We start from the raw sequence: 2,055 nt of genomic DNA, 5'->3' as shown, positions 1-2,055 counted from the left end.
GTGAATGTCGGCAACGGCCAGCCCGTCGGGCTGCGCGACTTCATCCGGGCCATCGAACGGGCGACCGGCCGCGCGGCCCTGTGCAACAACCTGCCCATGCAGCCGGGCGACGTGCCCACGACCTGGGCCGACTGCGCCATGCTGGAGCACCTGACGGGCTTTCGCCCCGCCACGACGCTGCAATCCGGCGTCGACGCCTTCGTCGAATGGTATCGCGACTGGTACGATATCTGAAACGCGGGACCTGAAGCGAGGGGCGCGAATCGAAGCCCGCCCCGGTTCCATCCCGAACTGGATTTATCCACAGAAATGGGGACAATCCTGTGGGAGAAACTGGGGGACAGGGTCGGACAGATGCGCTCATCGCAGACATTATCGCGATTCGCGGCAACGCACCCGCCTCCGTTCGCCGCCACCGATTCGGCGCCACAAGGGGACGACACGCCATGACCCACCCCCCGTCATCCGCTGCACCACGCTGGCGGCTCGCGATCGGGCTCGGAATTCCATTCTGCGCCGTCGACCTGGCCCTGCCGCTGCTGGACCGGATCCCGGGCACCATCCTGGGCTTCCCGGTGGTCACGTTCTGGCTCTATGGTTGGTTCGTTCTCACAACGATCTGCATGGCGCTGGTCTGGCTGCTCCACGACCGGTACATCGACGACCGGTACATCGACGATGGGCACATCGACGGCGGGCCCACCCGCGACCGGGACTGACGCCACGCCACGGGACCGGGTCCCGCTTTTCCAGGAGACACGCCCCCGCATGGCAACCCTGACCTTCGGCCTCGTGATCCTGCTCTCGGTCGGTCTCGCGCTCTTCTCCCGGCGCGGCCATCATCACCAGGGCGCGCGGGATTTCTTCGTCGCATCGGGGCAGTTCGGCGGGCTCCTGCTGTTCTTCCTCTCGGTGGGCGAGACCTACAGCATCGGCAGCGTGCTCGGCTTTCCCGCCGGAACCTTCAGCCACGGCACCGCCTTCGTCATCTGGTTCCTCGGCTATATCGTCCTGGCCTTCCCGGTCGGCTATTTCCTCAATCCCTGGATCTGGCAGGCGGGGCGCACCTACAACGCGCTGACCATCGCCGACCTGTTCCGCCACCATGTCGGCAGCCGCGCCGTCGAGATCGCGATGACCCTGAACGCGATCCTGTTCCTGCTGCCGTTCGGCGACATCCAGTTCATCGGCCTGCTCTCCGTCCTGCAGGGGTTCGGCTGGCACGTGCCGGCCATCGCGCTCACCACGTTGGCGGCGATCATCGCGTTCTTCTGGGTCGCGCTGTCGGGCATCCGCGCCCCGGCCTATGTTTCGATCCTCAAGGACGTGATGATGATCGTCGCGGTACTGGCGGTGGGCCTGGCGGCACTCCTGGCCTCGGGCCACCTGCCCAAGGTCCCGCTCCAGGAGGTAACGCTCCAAGGGGGCGCGGCGGCCGGCGATATCGCCCACATCCGCCCCGGCGCGCGTGACGAAGCCTTCGCCATGTCCACGATCCTGTTGCAGGCGATCGGCTTCTGCGTCGCGCCGCAGACGGTGGCCTTCCTCTTCACCGGCCGTTCGCGGCGCATCGTCCGGCGCAACCAGGTCGTCATGCCGCTCTACATGCTGATGTTCCCGTTCCTCTACCTGGTCGCCGACTATGCGCGCCGGTCGGGCATGGCGCTGTCCACGCCCAACGACGCCTTCATGGCGGTCTCGCACGCCCTGCTGCCGGCCTGGCTCCAGGGGCTGGTGGCGGCGGCCTGCGCGCTGTCGGCGCTGGTCGTCCTCGCCGGGATGTGCCTGGCGATCGGCCCGCTGGTCTCGCATAACCTCCTGCACGGCCTGTCCGACCGGCAGCAGCGCTACGGGGCGCAACTGGTGATCGCGCTCTATCTGCTGTTCTCGATCGTCAGCGCGGCCCATGCCTCGGGCGTCATGGTCAAGCTGAACACCATGTATTATTTCGGGGTCACCCAGGCCGCGCCCGGAATTTTCGCCATCCTGCGCGCCCGCGCCATCAGCCCGGCCGCGCTGATCGCCGGCCTGGTGGCGGGCGACGGCCTGGCGGTC

The 2,055-nt window shown here is 67.5% G+C and carries 2 protein-coding genes and 1 pseudogene; all 3 read left to right on the top strand.

Going from position 1 to position 2,055, the window contains the following annotated elements; translation table 11 throughout:
- Window positions 1–234 (top strand): annotated as a pseudogene (locus tag HUK84_RS15980) (UDP-glucuronate 5-epimerase); the annotation flags it as partial.
- A gap of 212 nt (window positions 235–446) precedes the next feature.
- A complete protein-coding gene (locus HUK84_RS15975; protein WP_176641167.1) occupies window positions 447–719 on the top strand; it encodes a DUF3311 domain-containing protein in 273 nt (90 codons plus the stop codon).
- A gap of 49 nt (window positions 720–768) precedes the next feature.
- A partial coding sequence (locus tag HUK84_RS15970; RefSeq protein ID WP_176641166.1) for a sodium:solute symporter family protein occupies window positions 769–2,055 on the top strand: 1,287 nt, incomplete at its 3' end.

The sequence above is a fragment of the Nguyenibacter vanlangensis genome (genome assembly GCF_013376155.1).
Lineage (GTDB): Bacteria > Pseudomonadota > Alphaproteobacteria > Acetobacterales > Acetobacteraceae > Gluconacetobacter > Gluconacetobacter vanlangensis.
This window is presented reverse-complemented; position numbering and strand designations above follow the sequence as displayed.

What these genes read in the sequence shown, in the direction of transcription:
- HUK84_RS15975 (WP_176641167.1), top strand. Translation starts at nt 447, where the DNA reads ATGACCCACCCCCCGTCATCCGCTGCACCACGCTGGCGGCTCGCGATC.